The 20148-nt window shown below is 41.5% G+C and carries 12 protein-coding genes; 3 read left to right on the forward strand and 9 right to left on the reverse strand.

Annotated elements, in window-relative coordinates; all coding sequences use genetic code 11:
- Nucleotides 1-42: 42 nt before the first annotated feature.
- Nucleotides 43-1014, forward strand: coding sequence for a type IX secretion system membrane protein PorP/SprF (locus ACQY77_RS00860; RefSeq protein ID WP_421939881.1), 972 nt, complete (start codon nucleotides 43-45; stop codon nucleotides 1012-1014).
- Between the two features lie 36 nt (nucleotides 1015-1050).
- Nucleotides 1051-3012 carry an OmpA family protein gene (locus ACQY77_RS00865; protein ID WP_421939880.1) on the forward strand — a complete coding sequence of 654 codons (1962 nt, stop codon included), beginning with the start codon at nucleotides 1051-1053 and terminating at the stop codon, nucleotides 3010-3012.
- Between the two features lie 312 nt (nucleotides 3013-3324).
- Here the strand turns inward: ACQY77_RS00865 and ACQY77_RS00870 are convergent, their stop codons facing one another.
- The 9 genes from ACQY77_RS00870 to ACQY77_RS00910 all read right to left on the reverse strand — a co-directional run bounded on the left by ACQY77_RS00870 (nucleotide 3325) and on the right by ACQY77_RS00910 (nucleotide 16325).
- Nucleotides 3325-3891, reverse strand: a complete 567-nt coding sequence (locus tag ACQY77_RS00870; protein WP_421939879.1) for a DUF4256 domain-containing protein — start codon at nucleotides 3889-3891, stop codon at nucleotides 3325-3327.
- A gap of 15 nt (nucleotides 3892-3906) precedes the next feature.
- Nucleotides 3907-4362: an SRPBCC domain-containing protein gene (locus tag ACQY77_RS00875; RefSeq protein ID WP_421939878.1), complete on the reverse strand. Its 456-nt coding sequence runs from the start codon at nucleotides 4360-4362 to the stop codon at nucleotides 3907-3909.
- Between the two features lie 61 nt (nucleotides 4363-4423).
- Nucleotides 4424-5002, reverse strand: a complete 579-nt coding sequence (locus ACQY77_RS00880) for a YdeI/OmpD-associated family protein (protein ID WP_421939877.1) — start codon at nucleotides 5000-5002, stop codon at nucleotides 4424-4426.
- A 33-nt stretch (nucleotides 5003-5035) separates the two neighbouring features.
- A complete protein-coding gene (locus ACQY77_RS00885; protein ID WP_421939876.1) occupies nucleotides 5036-5701 on the reverse strand; it encodes a DNA alkylation repair protein in 666 nt (221 codons plus the stop codon).
- 50 nt (nucleotides 5702-5751) lie between these two features.
- Complete coding sequence (locus tag ACQY77_RS00890; RefSeq protein WP_421939875.1) at nucleotides 5752-6126, reverse strand: DoxX family protein; 375 nt, start codon at nucleotides 6124-6126, stop codon at nucleotides 5752-5754.
- Nucleotides 6127-6131: 5 nt separating this feature from the next.
- On the reverse strand, nucleotides 6132-6599 hold the full coding sequence (locus tag ACQY77_RS00895) for an SRPBCC domain-containing protein (protein ID WP_421939874.1): 468 nt from the start codon (nucleotides 6597-6599) through the stop codon (nucleotides 6132-6134).
- 6 nt (nucleotides 6600-6605) lie between these two features.
- Nucleotides 6606-6932 (reverse strand): ArsR/SmtB family transcription factor, encoded by a 327-nt coding sequence (locus tag ACQY77_RS00900; protein ID WP_421939873.1) that lies wholly within the window; start codon nucleotides 6930-6932, stop codon nucleotides 6606-6608.
- A gap of 369 nt (nucleotides 6933-7301) precedes the next feature.
- On the reverse strand, nucleotides 7302-11285 hold the full coding sequence (locus ACQY77_RS00905) for a hypothetical protein (protein ID WP_421939872.1): 3984 nt from the start codon (nucleotides 11283-11285) through the stop codon (nucleotides 7302-7304).
- A gap of 15 nt (nucleotides 11286-11300) precedes the next feature.
- Nucleotides 11301-16325, reverse strand: a complete 5025-nt coding sequence (locus tag ACQY77_RS00910) for a hypothetical protein (RefSeq protein WP_421939871.1) — start codon at nucleotides 16323-16325, stop codon at nucleotides 11301-11303.
- A 983-nt stretch (nucleotides 16326-17308) separates the two neighbouring features.
- Here ACQY77_RS00910 and ACQY77_RS00915 point away from each other — a divergent pair.
- Nucleotides 17309-19936 (forward strand): outer membrane beta-barrel protein, encoded by a 2628-nt coding sequence (locus ACQY77_RS00915; RefSeq protein WP_421939870.1) that lies wholly within the window; start codon nucleotides 17309-17311, stop codon nucleotides 19934-19936.
- Nucleotides 19937-20148: the final 212 nt, after the last annotated feature.

A 20148-nucleotide genomic window follows, 5' to 3' on the forward strand; every position in this document is an offset into this window, starting at 1 on the left:
GGAGCTGGCGAAATACCAGCTTCCTTTAAAGAGATTACGACGATGAAAAAAACGATATTGTTATTAGCAGGTTTTCTATTACTGACGTTCTTAAACGCATCGGCACAGCAAGATGCGCAATACAGCCAGTATATGTTTAACGGTATATATGTTAACCCTGCGTATGCAGGATACAAAGAGGTGCTTAATCTGCACAGTTTTTATCGCACACAATGGACCGGCATAAACGGAGCACCTAAAAGTATGGCTCTAGCTGTAGATGCCATCGCCAATGACGGTAATGTGGGACTGGCACTCCAGGTGGCAAGTGATAAGCTGGGTGCGCAAACCAACTTAAGTGTATATGGTAACTATGCCTACCGCATCAGGATGAATGATGACGGAAGTTCGCGTTTAGCACTCGGACTAGGGGTAGGGATGGTAAACCTCGCGATAGATGGATCACTTCTAAATCCGAATAACCCTGAAATTAATCAACCCATAGGATCTCAAAGTACCATTGTACCCGATGCCAGAGCAGGTGTTTATTTCTCTAACGATCAGTTTTACGCCGGTTTCAGTGCAGATAATCTTATTGCACAATTTGTAAATATTGATCGCTACGCGTTCATCCCTCAACCTAAACCACATTATTACTTAACAGCAGGCGCTTTAATCCCTTTAAACGAAGACTTTCAGGTCAAGCCATCCTTTCTACTCAAAGATGACCGCGGCGGGCCAACCAGTTTAGATTTGAATGCTTTTTTGATGATAAAAGATATCCTGTGGGTAGGTGGATCTTATCGCACAGGTGTGAAATTGTACGATAAGAGTTATTTGCAAAGAGATTTAACACCCCGTAACTCGGCAGTGGCAGCCATTCAGATTTTCCCGTCAGAAAAGTTTAGGATAGGTTATGCTTATGATTTTTCTGTTGGGCCATTGCAAGGTTATAGCGGTGGAACACACGAAATTTCAATCGCTTTCTCTTTTATCAAACCTAATGTAAGGTTAGTAACACCAAGAGTTTTTTAATTACGGTATCCATATTTATTACATCCCCAGAAAGAAATGATGAAATTAACAATAGGTATTTGCTTCTCAGCTTATTGTATGCTGGCTACCGCGCTTACAGTAAAGGCACAATATGTGATTAAAGATGCTGATAAACAGTTCGAATTATACAACTATACTAAGGCTATTCCACTTTATGAAGAAGCCTATAAAAAGAAAGCTACACTTCACGCAGCAGAAAGGTTGGCGCAGGCCTACAGCCAGATTAATAACTATCCGCAAAGTGAAAGCTGGTTTGCCATCGCTTCGAAAATGCCCAATACTAAGCCAGATAATGTACTGGGATATGCCAGGGCACTTCAGCACAATGCCAAATTTTCGGAGGCGAAAGCACAATACCTCAACTATGGAACGCTCAATAAAGGAATAGCACCTAAACTGCTTGCCGGCTGGACCGCCTCTTGCGATTCTGCCATAAAATGGATGCGGAATCCTAAACAGGTAGTGATCAATAATCAAAAGAAACTCAATTCAAAACAAGCTGACTGGGGCGCAGTAAGATTTGGCCAGGGGATTGTTTTTACCTCTGACAGGATAGATTCGATTAATCTGCCTAAAAATAATAACGGGTTTTTATGGTTCGATGGCACCAAAAAGCCTGATAAAAAAACCTACGGCGGAACTGGAAATGCTTACCTGAAATTGTATGTGGATGAACTGAAAACCGATAGCATACACCTCTTTCCGGTTGATGCAGGGACAGATTATCATTTCGGCCCTGCAAGCTTTACCAGAGATGGAAAAACCATGTTTTTTGCTTTAACCCGCATTCCAGATGTATTGCTGAAAAACAAAAATAAAACAGCCACTGTAAATGTTGAAGTTTACAGCAGTACAATGGATGCCGATGGCAAGTGGACAGAACCAGTATCTTTTAAATATAATAAAGTGAACGAATATTCGGTAGCCGATCCATTTATAACGCCTGATGGTCAAAGTCTTTATTTTTCTTCTAATATGCCTGGAGGAAAAGGAGGCGCAGATATTTATGTCTCGCTAAAAACCGATGCAGGCGATTGGGGAAAGCCAACCAATCTTTCCGATATCAATACAGAAGGAAATGAAAGAACCCCGCTTTTTGATACCAAAAATAACCTCTATTTTTCTTCAGACGGATGGATTGGTATGGGCGGACTGGATATTTTCCGTGCTTTCCGTACAGGTACCGGAATAGGCCGGATTGAAAATCTGGGTTATCCGATTAATTCTCCGAAAGATGATTTCAGTTTCAGCGTAGACGCTAATGATGGACTGGCGTATTTTTCTTCAGACCGGGATGGGGGATTGGGCAGCGACGATATTTATGCCATAGACAATAAGGCAATTATGGAGTTCAAATTAGAAGGAACTGTATATAATGCCAAAACAGGTCAGCCTGTAAATGGTGCCAGGGTAACTTTAGAGAAAGTAAATGGTAGTTCACTCGTTATTGAAACAGATGATAAAGGGAATTACAGCTTTAATTTGAGTAAAGATTCAGAGTACAATGTCAAAGCAGAGAAAACGGCATTTAGGGTAGATATAGAGAACCTGGCAACCATTGGCTTAACCGCTTCAGAAGTGCTTACACAGGATTTACATCTTACACCGATAGAGCTTTATAAAGGTGTTAGACTGGAAAACATCTACTATGATTTTGATAAATGGGATATTCGCCCGGATGCAGCAGTAGAACTGGATAAGTTGGTGAAAATTCTTCAGGATAATCCAACCATATGGATAGAATTGGGCTCACATACCGATAGCCGTGGAAAAGATAGTTATAACCTCACACTGTCTCAAAAAAGAGCAGAATCAGCTGTAGCTTATCTGATAGCTAAAGGAATTGATCGCAATAGGCTCGAAGCCCGTGGTTACGGGGAAACCGTTCCGTTAAACAAATGCAAAAATGATGTAGAATGTACGGATGCAGAACACCAATTGAATCGAAGAACAGAATTTAAGATCACCAAGATGTAATTTGCTCACTTCCCTGGTCTGTGGCGCACAGGCCTGTATATAATGTATCCTAAGAATGGTTGATAGTACAAAGGTTTAACCGTTCCGTGTGTCACGGATCGGGGGATTAGATTACCACGATGTAATTCGCTCACTTCCCTGGTCTGTGGCGCACAGACCAGTTAATAATGTATTGCTAAGCTAGGTTGATAGTACATTCGTTCAACCGTTCGTGTGTCACGGAACGGGGATTATGATGTTAAATTTCTTGATACCTGATACTAACATCCTGATACTAACACCCTGATCCTGTTAGCATTTCGGCACTCCAAACTACACCCTCAACATCCCTCTGAATCCCCTTGCGGCATAATATGATTCTGCGCCATTGTGATAGGTAAAAACGGTATCATATCGCCGATCACAGAATAGTGCTCCGCCAAGTTTTCTGATGGAGGGAGGTGTTGCAACCCAACTGGAAGTCTTTAAATCAAACTTGTCCAATTGCTGTAAATCACGGTATTGTTTTTCCGTTAGCAGTTCAATGCCCATATCTGCAGCCAGTTGCAAAGCACTGTTTTGAGGTTTATGTTCCTTCCGTGATTCCAATGCTTCATGATCATAACAAATGCTTCTACGGCCTTTCGGACTTTCAGCTGCACAATCTACAAAAAGATATTCACCACTTTTATCATCCTGTCCAACCACATCAGGTTCTCCTCCGGTGATTTCCATTTCATCCAGGATCCACAGTTTTTCAGGACTGGCTTCAAGCTTTGCTTGCACTTCGGTCCAGGAGATATTTGTGTGTCTGTGTTTGTGTTTTTCGAACCGTGCTTTTAATATCTGGAGTAATTCTTCGCTTTGTGCTGGCGCTAAAATTTTCTTATTGTCTTTCATATTCGGATTAAGTTTTCACAACTGCAATTGCAGGTATTTTTCTAATTTGCTTACATTCTGACTCAAGCCTTCATCAGCTTTAAAAACCTTAACCACAGTTTCAAATAATTCAGTGCTTTCGAAAAGCATGGTCCAGTTTAATAATGTTTTTGTTTTCTGTGCTTCAAAAATTATGGTGGATAGGTAATGCGGATTGAAATGCTGAAACACAATCTTTTGTAGCGGTTCAATCTCCATAAACTCACTTCTGTTGGCATAATTTTTACCATCCGGACCTTGCATGGTAAGGCGCCACTCACCACCCGGTTCGAGGTTCATGCTGTGTATGGTGCTCCTAAAACCATCCGGACCCCACCATTGCGCAATCGCCTCCGGCTGTGTCCAGGCCATCCAAACCACCTCAACAGGGGCATTTAATAATCTGCTGACCCCAATCGATCGATCTGCTGTATCATTTAATAATTCCATCATCCAAAACTCAATAATTCAATAATTCAGTCATTCACTCAATCACTCATTCAAAATCATCACCTTAATCCTCTAATCCTTTGCCGCTCAATATCTGTGGAATATACTTTTCCACTCTTGCTTCCCGGGTTTTAACCTGTTTGGCTGAGGAGAAATATAAAAGATAGGCCCGCTGTCTGCCCGGAGTTAATGCCTCAAAAGCTTTTTTTAACTCCGGAATATGATCCAGTTTTTGTTGAAATTCATCAGCCACCGCAAAAGCAGCAACCTTTTTAAGTTCTACCTTAAGTCCGGCCTCCTCGGCTGCAATAGCTTCCGATACATAAGCTTTTATAGTTTCTCTACGATCAATTATCTCTCTGATATTCGTAAAACGAATTTGTCTGGCGGCTTGTACGTTTTCAGTTTGCTGAATGAGTATACCTTTGGGATCTTTTAATAAGGCACCTTTAAAAAAAAGTAGTGCACAATAATCTTTAAAAGTATGAATCAATACGATATTATGCTTTTGATGCAGGTAACAGGGACAACCCCATTTTAATTCTTCAGTCAAACCGCAATCCAGTACAATGGATCGCAACAGTATGATTTCTTCCTGCCATTTCTCGGCTTTTTCGAAATACCAGTTTACTTTTGGGTTCATGTTGTTTTTCAATTGAGGTGATTATAGATGAGCTTAGCCTTGTCTGCGTACCATTTCATTGATCCAGATGGGCGCAAAAGGAGAGGTACAACCCTTGGAAACAGGATAATCTCTATAAATCCCTAACCTTTCTCCAATGGCTAAGGCGCGTTCACGGTATTCAGGATGATTGATGCCGATTTGAGCCAGAGCACTATTCATTGTCCACTGTACTGCAGGTGCTGCATCAGCCATTTCTGTTTCAATCCTATCCAATAGGGCAGGGATATCTACCAGTTGAGGTTGTCTAACGATACAGCCGCTCGTTAAACTCCAGCCAGCCCTGGCAGCCATTGGATCTTTAGCTTCCATCCATTCTTTTCTTAAAGTTTCGGTATCCGGATAAAGTTTGATTACATAAGCATATAACCAATCGGCAACCTGCGGGAATTGTTCGGATTTAACAATCTTATTGATTTCCTCATGAGATAACTTTTTAGGTTCCATGATTAAAGTGGCCAATAAACGAGCCTCTATATTTCCGGTATCCCAGAGTTTGAGTCCCAGTTGGTGGTTGGTTTTGATTTTCTTGGCCAGGTTCCTGATATCACCCATTTTTACACCAAACTGGTTAGGCCCGGCTCCAAATTTGATGTTATGGGTTCGTACTTTTTCATCTTTAAGCGCTTCAAATTGGCTCATTATCTCTTCAACTGTCATGTGACTTAATTTGGTTATAAAAACTGTAAAATCAAATTTAATAAATTTTATTACACAGTCAGCTTCCTGCTTTCAGGCCTGAAATACCAGGATATAGCCGTAAGCAGAATTAACAATGTTGGTCCGAAAAGGTCTTTGGCAGCATCGCCAGTCATAAGGTGGGCATAAACAGCTCCAGACATGGCAAAGAAGAAGCCAGCATAAGCCCATTCTTTAAGTAGCGGGAATTTAGGAGCAAGTATGGCTGCAACACCTAAAATTTTCCAAACGCCCAGTAACGGAAGTAGATAAGCTGGAAAGCCTAAATGTGCCATCATCGCTTGTTCTTCCTTCATTTTAATTAGCTGAACTACCCCGGTAGAGAGCATACCTAACGATAACCAGATCGTTGCTATCCAGTAGACTATTTTATTACGCTTTGTCATGATGTTTATTTTAAAGGGTTTAAAATTTCCTGTAAACGGTTGTGTGCCATATTGACGCCATAATCAAAAGGTAGCTTTAGGTTTTCATCTCTATGGGCAGCCGAACGATAGATAACATGCATCGTAAGTTTACTGGTATCAGCAGTTAAACTTTCAAACTCCAGAAACTCCAGTGTAACACCAAAAGCTGAGTTTTCCATTTCAAATGTGCGTGTAATCTTTTCGTTGGTTACAAATTCGTGAATGGTGCCGTTCGCTTTAAAAGCAATGTTTCCTTTGGGGTCATACGTTTCAAACTGATAACCACCGTGTTTTCTGTTTTCCAGTTTCAATACTTTTGTTCCCATCCATTGGGCAACAATTTCAGGATCTTCATAAGCTTTAAAAAGCAATTCTAGCGGGAGATCAAATGTTCGGGTTATGGTTAAATCCTGACGACCTTCTGCCGCAGTTACCTGGGTTTTACGTTCCATAACAGATTAATTTTTAGGTTTGTAGTTTTTCATGATGGCCTCCAGCTTATTAAAACGGTCGTCCCACAGCTGACGGAAGGGCTCGATAAAATCGGCTATTTCTTTCATGTTTTTAGCATTAAGGTGATAGAAAATTTCCCGCCCATTTTGCTCTTGCTGAAGCAATTCACATTCGGTAAGGATAGATAAATGTTTGGAAACAGTGGGCCTGGCCGTATCAAAGTTGGCTGCTATTGCACCTGCTGTCATTGATTGGGATGTCGCCAGTAAAAGCAATATGGCTCTTCTCGTTGGGTCGGCAATGGCCTGAAATACATCTCTTCGTAAATTCATTGTGTAGCTATTTGACTACAAATATAAATGTAGTTATTTAGCTACGCAAATTTTTTTTAAAAAAAATATTTTGCATTAAGGGGAGCAGGGAGTAAACTAGCCTGTAGTGCTTGGTAAGAAGTGCTTAGTAGTCAAACGATTAGTAGATGTTATGCACCCAGTCTTGATACTGATATCCGTTACTCCAATCTTATTACTTGATTCTCACTACCTCATACTAGTTTACCTTATCTCCTTAGTGTTTTAAAAAGCATCAGATTCAGTACGTAATTTTCCTATGTACCAGATCTTGATACTTGATACTCCAATCTTGATACTGATATCCGCCAGTCCCAACCCTGAACGCCCAACTTCCCCCAAAAAAACTCATCAGCAATCATCACAACACACAGCAGTCACCGGAACCAAGGCAGATGTTCTGTAAATCCTATAGTTCCCCAAACCGTTTGTTAGTGGATTGAATGCCGATTCATGGGCTTTCGTTTCCCTATCCCGGCCAAACCGCATGTCTAGTTGCCAGCTGTTCTCCAAAGGAAACATTTCTACACAAAGCACACTCAAATCCATATCCTTTGGCAGTCCCATTTCTGTAAGTCTTGTTTCAATATCAGCAATTGCGAGCACTGCCGTGCCGAGTCTTGTACCCTCATCGCTGGCGGCCAGCAGTCCTTTTTGTTGTGGCTTTCGTTTTTCGGGTACATATAACAACTGACCGGAATGTATAAGCAGGTTACGGTAAGATTGACCATCGGCCTGTCTCACCTGGGTATAGAGCATGTACCACAAGGTGGTTTGTGGAGGCAATGCCGATACATTTTTCCCGTTAAGAACAGCAGTAGCGAAGGGAGCCCTAACCACAATTTCATGCTTAAAAATTATCCTGCCAGCAGTCGGAATTTCAAAAGTGGGCCTGCCCAGCGGCGTTTTATCGGTTTTTCTTTGATTAAGCGTCTTAACCGATCGAGAGAGCAATGAAGTTTTCCGGCGTATCACACTACAGCTTAGGGCAGGTGCAGGATGTTGTACGCCATTGGCTTTTAGCGGCCTGCCATAACGGGCTTGTGCCGTACTCCAGGTTTCTGCCTTGTGACCAACCCTAATCTCATAACTGAAAAATCCGAAGAGTTCGTCGCTATCGGCATGAAGTCCTGGAGGAAGCGGAAGCATGTAAAAGTTCGAGGCACCATTATCATCGCCCTGAACCATTTCCTGCATGGCGCCTAAACCAGCAAAATCTTCGACTGTGGCCGGTATAATAGATCGTATTTTTTCGCTGTCTATTGGAAGTGGCGGATCTACGGGATCAAAAGCCAGTAATTCTTCACTTACCCTGGCCAGTAAGGGATCGGGTGCGTTACTGAGTACTCTTGCAAAATAGGTGTCGTTCGGATCTTCAGGCGAGCTTTCCATTTCCAGCCATAAAAAACGCTGACGGATTTCCGTGGATGCATATTTCTCAGCATCAGCTATATATGGAGATAATGCAATGCCCGCCGAGATAAGTTTCGGTACTTGTTTAGGGGCAATGGTTACAGGTAAGGCGATGATTTTTGTTATCGCTCCAAAGGATTCGTCCAGTAGGTCGCTTTTAAAGTTGACCGTAATCTCATACTTCAAACTGATTTCGGTGGGAAAATCAATTAAGGTTTCTTTTGGATCAAACGAATCCAGAAAGAGCAACCTGGAATAAGAACGGTTTGGTGATGATAAAGCTGTCATAGAAGCGGTATTAACAACACTAATGGTACCCACAAGTGTAGGATTTTCGGGGAAAGCTTCGTTTTTCCGTGCCCATGACCTTTTTATAATCACACTTTGTGGTTCCATGCCATTCCAGGTCCAATCGCGGTTCAGAGTAAAACTTACACCGATAATCCAATGGTTAAAGAGCTCTGCAAGCGATGAAAAGGTTATAGACGAAGAATCAGGTGCAAGCGAATGCCGCATCAGGCTGGAACAGCCAAATTGCACCCTGATGCCTTTATCTCCCTCGAGTGTGAGGTTATGTGCCCTGAGGTTGAAGGCATCGGCCAGCCTGCTCAGTTCTGAAGGGGTACTGCTATTAATTAAATTGAGGTTTAGAAAATTGTTAATGGCAATCACTTTATGTTTATCTACCGGATTTTCAGGCTGTAAATAAACCGCTTTAAGGCCACCATCAATTTCAGAAAGTAAGTCATTTTCAATTCTGGCATCTTTATAAGCACTCAATACCAGTTTTTTCCCTTCAGCTATTGCTGGATGAGCATAGTCATTGTCGGCTTCGGCAATTAATGGGATGAAGGTTAAGCGAAGCTGCCTGGAGGTTGGTAACACCAGTTCAGTATCCGATCCAGTGTCATTAAAACCGCTATCAATATCGATAACATTCATGTCCTCATAGATAACCGTTAAGGGAAAGGTTTGATCGTAGTTGTCCTGAGATCCTGTTAAGTTATAAGATTTTTCATAGAGCAAAATGTAAGAATCTTTTCCATCCAGCGATCTGCCGTTGTCCATTTCCAATGATTTAGCTTCTACCCGTACCCTGAAAGCAGCAACATCGGGATCAGGTAAGCCAATATCCACGCCCTTCGCATCACCAGCCATACCAGAGAGAATGGCTTTTAGTTGTCCGGTTGCATCTGTATATTTTCCGGTGTAAACAACTGCCGGATAAGCCAGAAGTGGTCTTTTAATACGAAGGACCGGGTCAGCACTGGTAATCAGGTTTTCAAGAATGCTGGTATCTTTTAAAGCTACGTCAGCGGTTCCTGCTGGGAGTGCATCATAAACGGTAGCTACATTGACAATGTTCAAAGCACCTGCCGCCACGTGCCTTTTAAAATGCAGGGAGGCAACAGGTTTTTCCCCACCGTTCAGGGCCTCACTTTCTGCCAGGGGACCACCACCCGAAATATCCATCAGCCTTACCCGGAACTCATAATCTGTTCCGTAGGTTAGGGGCAACACATATCGGGGATCTGCTTCGTAAGGATGGATAACCTGTTTCGGTATGGTATTAATGGTGTTGGACGGGACATCTGGACGGGGAGCGAGCACCTTGTCTGCTTTTAACATATTGATGTCTTCAGCGTCTTTATCTGCCAGGGTAATGGGCTTTCCTGCCCAGCTGCTAAAATACATAGGAAGCCAGAAACCTTCACCCTGTGAGTCGCCATGTGCTGAAGGATGAATTTCAATGCCCGGCTCCAGCAAATCACCCACCGAGTTAATAGGAATACTGCCCATAATCGAAGTTGGGATCTGAACACGCAAACTGTTCTGTGAAAGCCAGTTTACACCTCCCTTTAATCTGGCATCTACTCTGTAGCCGAATACGCCCAGAGGGGCATCAACAGCGGCATCGCTCTGCTCTTCTTTTTGAAGCATTTGCCGGTTATACCAAATGGCAATCTGTTCATCATCCCAGCCCAATCGGATTCCGATGTCTTTTAATGGTGGATTTGAACTGTCCTTTTCCTGCAGTAAATCCTGATTTACCGGTTGGTTGGCATGTACAATTTTGGCAAATCCATCATCATAAATCACCGCATCACGCAATATTTCATCCATGGCGGGGTTATTTTGTATTACATCGTAAACAGGAAATTGAACCGCGGCAAACAATCCACGTTTGTCAAGGCCTTTTAATGCGGGGATGCGGGCTGCATATCTTACTTTACCCAAAGCAGCAAAATCGCTTGCCGGGGTAAGTTCGGTGTAAATCCATCCACCTTTTTCAAATAGCGCTGGTGCGGAAATATCGATTGATGCACGGTAAAGTAAACCTGCCTTTTCTGCCAGTTTAGGGTTACGCAAGCAAAATGCCACTACTTTTCCCCATGAAAGGGTATTGCGTTGTGAGCTTTGATCAGTAACCGGGTTATCCTTATTCTTAACCGCACAGCTATATTCATCCCCGGTAAGGGCAAAACGGGTACGCGCCTTTACAAAGTTGAACGCCCCGCGGTAACTTTCCGGCAGATACTTACGGATAGAGCGGTTTTTATACTTGTCCAGATCTGACTGTGCCCGCTGACTGGGCTTTGCTGTTTCGGCATCATCTATCTTCAGGCCATCGCTGGCCTCCAGTTGAAGTTTAAGTGCTTCCCATACCCCGCGGGTGGCCACTACTGGGTTTTCAAGGGTAACTGCAGGCAAAGCATTTACGGCAGTTGAAAGCGGTAAGCCCTCCAGCTTGTCAATTACCTTCGTGCTAAATTCCAGTTGGGCATCGGCAAAGGCGGGCTGTCCGGCTTTGATCGGTAACAAAGGGTTGAGGTTACGCGGAATAATTAAAATATTAAAATGAATCCTTCCGGCCTCTAAACGTTGCGGGAAGGTAAGTATGCTGAGTGTTGTAGGTTCCATGATAAGGATTTTAGGTTAAGCAATCTGACGGGTTTCTTCCCAGGTTTCGGTAAAGCTGATGTCGATAACCCAGAATATGCTGATGTCTAAGGCAAAGGTGCACATGGCAATACAGCTTGTTGGACCTCCGTTAAATTGTTTCTGAATTTTTCCGGCTGCTTCAATTGCAATGGTAATGGTTACAATACCACCAAAAATCTCGGCCCTCCCTCTAAAGTAAATGAAAGCACCAACAGTAAGTTGTTGGGTATTCAACGACATATCTACCCCAACCATGTACAGCACGGCAACACTTCCAATAACCGGCAGGCCAACACAGAGTTCTATGCCAAAACCAAATTTAAAGTACAGGGTGGGTGGGTTTTTTAAATCGGCCGCTAAGCCAACTTCAGCCCTTCCTGTGGCATAAACCGTTGCGGCTGCCAGCGATACACACATGACACGCAGATCTGCACCCAGCTCTAAAAATGCCCCTGCCGATGGCATCAGCTGATCGATGGTATTCGGGATTTTGATGGGTTGGTTAAAGTAGCAACCAATTTTAAAGAAGGCATCGAGTTTGAGCGGCGTGGTTGGCGAATTATAGTTAATCGGATCAAACGGAAATTTAACCAATGGAATTTCTTTACTCGCCTTAAATTTATAATCCCAGCTATCGGCATTGTTGCTCATGGCAATCTGTAAACCCTTTTTAATGGCTTCTACCGGTTGCGATGGATCCAGGTTATCTAAAAATTCAAGAATCTGGTAAATCTTTTCTAAAGGTTCAGCCAGTTTCAGTTGTGGTGCTTTACCCGAATTGAAACCTGGTTCGGCTGATACGTTGGCTTTCAGATCACCACTTATAGTCATGAGTGATTTGAATGAAGCAAGATCTACTACTATACTCAATTCTTTCAGGTGGCTGTCCCAGCTTCCGTTTCCGGCAGAGTTAGTAAGATAGCTAACGAGGGTATTTTCCTTTCCGCCATTTTTATTCTGACTTTCATACTTGATGTACATATGGAAAGGATCACCATCTTTGCCAATGATATCAAAGCTGAAATTATCTGGAAGTTTAAAATCCGTGATGACCTTCTCCAGTCCGTTCTCCAGGATTTTGGTTGCTGATTGCGCTACATCTTCTATGCGAATGGAATTACCCAGATTTGGAAATGGGCCTTTACTGTTGAGTAACCTAAAGCTATCGGCCAGGAGGGGAGCTTCTGTTAATAATTTTCCTATTTGATTGGTATCATAACTTGGATCGCCTAGCAAAAGCTTTTGTGTTCCCGTATTCTGTAAAAAACCGAATCTTTTGGCAAAAATGGCTTCAGAATTTTTTAAAGCCTCTGGAAAGGCCACTTTAGTTACTTTACTGGCACCACTAAGGGTAAATGCGGCACCATTCCGGTTTCTTTCGCCTGCCCTGATGATTGGTACGCTTTGTTTATCGGCCATAGGCTGTACATCTCCACTGGATTTGTCGAGCTGTACAATGCTCCAGCTCCCGTCCGCAGGCAATTGAACTGAGCCTCTGGCAGCTGCTACGAAAATCGCGTCGTCCTGATCACCATTTTGGAAGGAGGCCGTAACATCCAGTCGGCTAACCTGAATTTGCTGGTCGCTGCCACCTAAATGAAGTACGGTATCAATGTTTCCGCCCAAAGTTTTTTGGTTACGTTCCATTAACTCGTTGAATATCCTTTCCGGAATCGGAACACCTTGTGGTAACAGTTGAAGGTAGCCTTTAAACTGTTTTCCCGGAACCCTTTTTATGGTGCCTTTTCCATCCGAATCCAGATCTACATCAGCATCAAAGGTAACCCCCACAAACCTCGCGACCTGAGCCGGGCCTGTACCGCTTTCGTGAACGTAATCTGCCGGATTATTCTTGTAGTATTCGCCGTTGCCAGGTGTGTAGGGCAGGCTGATATAGTCATTCTCCACTTCTTTAATGTTTACAGCATTAAAGAGCCCGGTGGTTAAGCCCGGATGGAAAATATAGGGATTCTGGAAGTTTTTGGGTCCGGTTTGTCCTTTAGCCCGGAAAGAAAAATCGAAAGTGCCGGAGCTTTTAGCTACCCAGCCGCTGTCTTCTCGAAAAATAATCGCGTTGTTGCGGCGATAGAAAGTAATGGTTCGAACCACACAGATGCCATATGGGTAAATCATACTCACCGCCTGAACGATTTCGTGAGAGACCCTTCCCCGCATAATGTCGAACTTAACCTGCGCAATGTCAGCATATTTGGCTAAGGGAGCTAACCAGTTGCTGTAGGTGCTTGCGCCATATCCGGAAAAGTCAATATGGGTAAGCGGGACGCCCGTGGCAGTGATGCCCGTTGCAAACGTACCGTTAAATATCGTGTGTACACTTTCTCCTAAAATACTTTGTGGTAAGGGGTTACCGCCATTATCAGTCAGGTTTTTAAGTTGGATGGTAAAACCATTAAGCTCAGGCGGGAGTTCATTGGATGTGGCTTGATTGGCCGAAATCCTGAACTGCAAGCCGCCCGTTACTTCGATATTTCCGAGGTCAAAGGCAGGCTGGATAAAATCCAGGTGCCTGTTGTTCATGGTGGCCTGGCTGGGATTAAACGGTCTTAATGTGGCCATCGAAATCTTGCCGTTAGGCAGACTAAAGAGGATGCTGCTCGGATAGTTTTTTTGCTTAACAAAAGGAGAATCCTCAGCAGGTTTAAGGTTGTATTTAAACCTCTGGATATATTTTAAAGGATCGATGTCTATTTTTTGCGGATCAAACTGGTTAAAGATGGTAGCCGGACCCTGGTCTGAATAAGAAAGCAGTCCCTCGTCAGGATCAGCACTCACATCGGGTTTACTGATATTGATTAAGGGTTCCCAGGAAACCTGTGGTAAGGTAAAGCCATTAAGCAGGGCCATAGGGGTACGCAAATTCATCTTTTCTATGGTCACCAATTGTTCAGATGTTTGGGTAACCTTGGCTATGCTTTCACTCAGCATGCTAACCTGGTTGAATGACATCGAAACACCTAAAAGGTCGTAATTGGTACTTAAATCAAGCAGCGAAAAAATATTCTGATTGCGGAAAATGTCTGAGTTATTTAATCGGTTGGCGTTGCGTTTCAGGTTTTCAGCTAACTTTCCTGAAGTAAAAATGGCCATTCCGGTCACATCTGAGTCAGTTGCTACACCGGCAGCACCAGCCATTGGCAACAAAGCAGCCTGATTGTACAGGAGTTTAAAATCGACATCAACGAGGGCTAAATTTTCAGTGTTTTTTTGCCATAAATTGGTAGAAGTTAACAGGCCGATCATGCTCTGGTTATAGGTAGCAGCATCTCTGAAGCTGGAGGCGGCCCGTCGTCCCCTAAACATAGAACGTGAGGTGTAAGGGTGAGGAAGGGTTGGAATCAGCTCCAGTAATCCGTAAAGAATGGTTAAGTTTCCTTTGGTAAGGGTGTTATCCTCATCGAAATAACCCGTGAGCATAACCGCTGCAGGTGGCGTAGTAAGCAGGTAAGCATTTTCCAATGCGAACTGGTAGGGCAGGCTGGCGGCTTTTTTTTGCTCGACAAAAACGGCTTCAGAAACCAGTTGGGTAGAGGGCTGTGCTGCATTCTCGCTAATCATATCCTGATCATAGACCATCATCTGCGAAAGCGTAGGGGTGATGTATTTAATGTAGATACTATCTTTAGTTCTGGGCGCAACAGGAACCCCATCGGCCTTAATCGGCTTGTCGGCATCAACAATGGCATCCGCAAATGCCGAAACTGCTTCTGCACCCTCGGCCAGGCAACTGTAATCGAAACGCTTCTTCTTCATAAAGGAAAGCGTTAAACTGGCCTTGATTTCAGAAACCGGATCTAAATCCCAAAGTTTGTATTGCTCTCGAATCCCATTAAAATCAGCTGAATTCTCGTGGATGAGAAATAATCCCGGTTCAGCCAAAAGATAGGGGGCTTTTAAACTGAGGATTTCATTTGATTTTAAGCCTTGCCAGCTGCAACTCAAACCGGGCCTGCACAGTACCCCAAGGGCGCCGTTATTGCGAATGGTAAAGGGTTTAGTAATGTCTAAAGCGGAAAGCGAGAGACACCAAAGGGAGTCTCTAACTGCTGCAGCGCCATCGATGTCAAAAAATTCGGAAGTTTTTTCGCGTACAGTAAATTCAGTCAGATCACTGTGGAGTGGGATAAATATTTTATCTAATTCTGCATTGTAAATCGATGGTTTAGCAGCAAAAGAAAATTGCCTGCTATCTCCGTAAAGCCTCCAGGACGAATTCCCCATCTGACTGATGGCTAATTTTTTATTGGCATATTGAAGGTTTAGCTGCTCAGGAAGCTTAATCTCTGCATTTCTCGAATCAGATCCGATGGCTCCGTCGCCCTTAAGTTCAAAGCCATTATCTAAAATAAGCTCAAGCGTTAAGGTGGTATCTGCGCTGATTTTTAAAGTGTTACTGGTAATTCCGGTCGTTTTGCTGAGGTTCAACTTTCCGGAACTGATTTTAAACCCTGTGTATTTGGTGTTTCCGGCAGAGCTGGCAAAAAGATCTGCCCGTATCCAGATACTGCCCTTCGCCAGCGTGTAAGACGCCCCTGGACGGGAAACTATCGCAAGTTTTAAAGGAATGAGCATTAATGGTGCAGCCTCACCGGTAAGGTATACCGGAATGAGTTTTTCGTAAGTGAGAAAATCATACCAGTAGATCCTGCCATCTTCAGCAGTAAAGGGCCCTAATGTTTCTGTTGCTCCAGCAATACTTAAACTCCCGGCGCGCCGCAAATCGGTTAAGGCTGAAAAAGGACTCTCTCTTCGTACTACCAGTGCATCGGCTGAAGTTTTTGTCGGACGGATTTGTTTAAACTTAGTTAAAGACTCACTCCTCGAAACATTTTGTGTAATGAGTTCGGGAGCATCGGTTTTCAAAAACCGTAAACTCTCTGTACTCACCTCTGCAGTTTTGAGGCGATTGAGTAAGTTATCAAGCTGTACAGTATTTTCTCTGGTGGCGACAATATTGTGCACCAAATTCAGCGGGCTGATTGATAGGGTAGATTTAGCCATTAGTCATAAGTTTAGATGGTGAAGGGCTGAGGGCATGAAACGGAGGATTCCGGTTTTTTAACGAAGAGTATTGCTTAGGCAACCATTAACGCTGCTTTTAGCACGATAGCATGTTATGAAGTTATGGAGAAAAACAACTAAAATGCAAATAAAATATTTGTAATCAGGCAGTTATGAGTGTTTATTGTCCTGGATTTTTTTGTAGGTATACCAATATCAGAAATGGTCTAAAAGCTTTCCTATTATTAAGCAATAAGGAAGTTTTTAGGAATTTGGATTTTTTGCTCTAAACAGACGCTAATGGTTTCTGTAGGATAAATAAGGAAGTTGACCAAATTTATGTGCTGAAAAAAAAGTTAAAAATGTTTTATTGGATTAAAGTATATCGTACCGAATTGTATTTAATCCGGAGAATAGCTTTTTGCGTATTCAGCTTCTAAGTTGTTATCGGCACCTAAATAGTCTCTTATTCAAAATGACAGCAATGGTATAAAGATTTATCAGAGTTTTCGTGATTTTAATACCCAAAATGGGTAAATAATTTCTCATTGCTTACATCCAGCACGAACAAAACTAAATGCGATATGATTTCTTTTCATTGCTCTGGAGCGTTTTTATTGAATGACCACTGACAAACGGTAGGCTTTTTGAATAAATTCTCATAAAAAATGCCAACCACAAAAGTTAAAAAAAGACGCTCCCTTCCCAACGACAGACACTAATACTCTAGGTTTCGGCTATATGTTAAAATGATAAATCCTATGCTACAGAAGACATGCCTGGAGATGATGATTGATAACGTTGCACATTTATAAGAGGTTGGTTGCTAAAATAAAAAATCGAGTGCCTGAAATTAATTAAACTAAAATAAATGCAAAATTTTCTAAATAAGCTCCTTGAACCGAAAACTATTGGCCCAGAGGGCGCTCAGGTATTGATTCCTGATAACACATTAGGGTATTGTTGCTAAATCACAGATCAAAATGGAAAAAAATTCCCTAAGTTTTCTAATGACAGTGTACCATGTACTGGCCTTTAGCCAATACCCGTTTACGCTCAACACTAAAACCCAAACTTTATTTGCCACAAATATCAGTTCAGAAATTTACATCAACCGAAATTTTTCTCCAGTTAAAACGCATTCTTTTATTGTTAAAGATGGTCAACAGGTACGAAATACCCTCTTAGGAAAACAGTTATGCGCGGAAGCGACAGATCTTATAAACAATAAAATTAGTAGTCGTGCAGGTAATCATGTTAAGATATTCAGCATAAAAGACTTAAATAACGCTCAAATTAACCAGTATATTTTGAAAGGTAAGTTGGTAGAAGATGGAAAACCATTACAATTTGCTGCTGTGAACCTGAAAAATGAGAGCGGTGTCATTTTAAGTACTGCGTTTTCAGATCATAATGGAGATTTCAAGATTATGCAAAGAAACGGAACTTACATTTTAGAAATTAAAATTATAGGAAGGTTGTTATTGAGCAAATCGATCATCTTAAATTCTAATACTGATTTAGGTACACTCAATTTAAATTCTTCCTTTAATTTAAGTGAGGTTCAAATTGTTGGAGCAAAGAAAATACTGGAAAGGAAAATAGATAGATTAGTATTTAACGTAGATGGAAATATTCCACTCGTGGACGGCAATGCTGTAGATGTTTTAAAAATTACTCCAAATCTAATTGTGAGTGATCAAAGCGTTTCAATGGTGGGCAAAAACGAAGTCACTTTAATGGTAAATGATAAACAAATCAAGCTTAGGGGAAGTGATTTGGCCAACTATTTGAAATCCATTCCTGCAAGCAATATCTCCAAGATAGAAATTATTTCTATTCCCCCTGCCAAGTATGATGCTGAAGGAAACAGTGGATTGGTAAATATTGTACTCAAGAAAAACAAGCAGAATTTCTATAATGGTAGTGTAAATGCATCCTATGCACAATCTAGAAATACTACGGGCAGTGTTGGTGGAAATTTAAATTTTCAGAAAGATAAATGGTCTGCAGTCTCATCAGTAAATTATACCAATGGCAGCTCGTCTCCATTTCAAAACTATAAGATTCATTACAGAGACTATATTTGGGATGAAGATAAAGAGAGTAGGATTTATAAAAATGAACTATCTGCAAATGTATCGCTGGACTATTCAACTAGTAAAAAGACCAATTTTGGAATAGAGTATGCAGGACTAAACTCTAAACCAATTATAAGTAGTATCAATCAATCATCGGTTTATGCCAGGTCAACAAATAGCCTAGATTCTACAATAGTTACGCCAGCGACCATTAACGCATCAAGAAACTCAAACACTATCAATTTTTACACTACCACGAAGCTAGATACTTTAGGGAAGAGTATGTATTTTGAGGCTAACTATTTTAGTTATATTACGGAGACCGATAACAAATTTACTACTTCTGTATATTTAAGTGATGGTATAAGTTTTAACGATAGAAGAGTATCAGCAAATAATATTAGCGCTCAAACGATCTCGATCTATACTTCGAAGCTCGATTTTGAAATGCCATTGAAATTGGTATCTCTCTCATTCGGGGCTAAAGTTTCATCAATAAAGAATAATAGCAATATTCAGTATTTCAATACTTTGAGTAGCATTCCGATACTCGAAGAAAATAAAAGTAATAGCTTTGAATATCTTGAAAATACTCAGTCGGCATACTTTACAGCAAATCGAAGATTTAAAAATGATCTGGAAATAAAAATTGGTTTAAGAAATGAATACACCCAAATTTCAGCAAGTCCTTTTGCCACAAACCAAAAATATAACCAAGTTTTTCCCTCGCTATTTTTGGCGTATCCAATTGGGAGTTATTATCTGACATTAGGGTACAACAAAAGAATAAATAGACCATCATATCGCAATTTGAATCCTTTTAGGTACTATTCGACAGCTAACAATTATACTGAAGGAAATCCATTACTGATTCCCTATTTCTCAAATAACATAGAACTTTCTTTAAGCTCCAACAAACTGGTTCATACAATATACTACACCTCCACAAAAAATAGTATCGATGAGGTTACCATAACAAACAGTAATAGTACGACCCAGAAGACCAGACCCATCAATTTTCTAACGTCCAAAACTTTTGGCATTTCGGAATACTTTATTTTCGACAAGTTTAAGAACTGGAGAAGTAATTTATCAATCAATGTTTTTCATACCGAAGCTATTTCTTTCGTTCCGGAAATCAGGCCTCGAATTACTGCATGGACTGGTTATCTGTTCAACAGCAATAGCTTCGTAATGAATAAAGGAAAAAATTTAACTGCCGAGCTGAACATCGTCTACCAAACCCCAAACATTGCAAACAGCTATAAGTCTTCTGCTTTTTTTAATATGGATACTGGAATCAAGTATGCGGTTCTAAAGAAGAAACTGATATTATCTTTAATGATGAACGACATCTTCAGGTCTAGTGGAGTAACTTTTAATAACGTTGTAAATGGCATTACTCAAAATAAGTATTCTTATAATGATGCACAGCGAATAAGATTTCAAATTACATACAACTTTGGTAAAGAGCTTAAAATAAATAAGAAAAAAGCTTCTGAAGAAGAAAACAGAAAAAGAATAAGATAATAAACTACTTGCAAGTGAAGTCCCAAAATGAGCTTATGCAATGATGGCTCTTGCTGAGGCAGACACTAGCGCTGCTTTTAGATGCAAGGAGGCTAAAATGACTAGGCTTGGAATGGGAGCTTTAGATCTAGTTTGCAGATGTAAAACTTCAATGATGCATAAGAATTTAGATAACTGTACACTATAATGAAAAATACTTAGTATCATAAATC

This window comes from Pedobacter sp. (genome assembly GCF_965279535.1).
GTDB lineage: Bacteria > Bacteroidota > Bacteroidia > Sphingobacteriales > Sphingobacteriaceae > Pedobacter.